The sequence below is a fragment of the Neisseria sp. P0009.S007 genome (assembly GCF_051962515.1).
Window position 1 is genome coordinate 1 of the sequence record NZ_JBQCVF010000517.1, and the last position, 1,034, is coordinate 1,034.

2 protein-coding genes are annotated in these 1,034 nt (G+C 53.4%); both read right to left on the reverse strand.

What is annotated here, in order from left to right; all coding sequences use genetic code 11:
- A partial coding sequence (locus ACTHS3_RS14455) for a thiazole synthase (RefSeq protein ID WP_440368302.1) occupies nt 1–716 on the reverse strand: 716 nt, incomplete at its 3' end.
- 54 nt (nt 717–770) lie between these two features.
- On the reverse strand, nt 771–1,034 hold a 264-nt coding region (locus tag ACTHS3_RS14460), incomplete at its 5' end, for a YciI family protein (protein ID WP_440368303.1).

Sequence of the window (1,034 nt, forward strand, 5' to 3'; positions counted from 1 at the left end):
ACAGGTTCCGCCTCATAAGCCAGACGGCCCGACTCGACCGCAAGCGCAAAAGCGCGTGCCATATTGACCGGATCGCCACTTCGGGAAACGGCGGTATTCAATAACACGCCGTCAAAACCCCATTCCATCACTTGCGCCGCCTGCGAAGGCAAACCCAACCCCGCATCGATAATCAACGGCGTGTTGGGCAGACGTTCGCGCAGGACTTTCAGCGCATAAGCATGAACCGTGCCCAGTCCCGTGCCAATCGGCGCCGCCCACGGCATCAACGCCTGACAGCCTGCGTCGAGCAGTCGGCGGCAGGCAATCAGGTCTTCGGTGCAATAAGGCAGTACTTTGAAGCCGTCTTTAATCAGGATTTCAGCCGCCTCGACCAGTTGGAACACGTCGGGCTGCAACGTGTCATCATCGCCGATAAGTTCGAGCTTAATCCAATCGGTATCAAACACTTCGCGCGCCATTTGCGCAGTGGTCACAGCTTCCTGTACGCTTTGACAGCCTGCGGTATTGGGCAACACAGGCACACCCATTTCTTCCAACAACGACCAAAAACCCTGCCCGTGCGCTTCGCCGCCGCTGCCGGCGCGGCGCAATGAAACGGTAATCATCGCCGGTTGCGCGATTTGAACAGACTGCTTGAGGATTTCCGGCGTCGGATAAGCAGCCGTACCGAGTAGCAGCCGTGAAGGGAAAGTTTCTCCATATAGGGTAAACATGATGGATTCCTTTGTAATATTATTTTTGGGGCGATAGCCTTCTGAAAAATCGGTTCAGATAGTTTCCAAATAGTTTTCAAGTCCTTCCGCGACCTTAGTCGGAATAAACTCGGTAATTGTGTATTTCGCTACGCCTTCTCGGTGAAATGGGTCTTCTGCAATTAACTTTTCCACCTGTTCCCTGCCTGATGCTTTCATCAGGATAATGCCGCCTGTCCGCGGCTGTTTGCGTCCAGACATCACAAATACACCTGCTTGATAATACCGTTCAAGATACGCAATATGCTCGGACAGGTAGGTTTCAACCGCAGCCAAGTC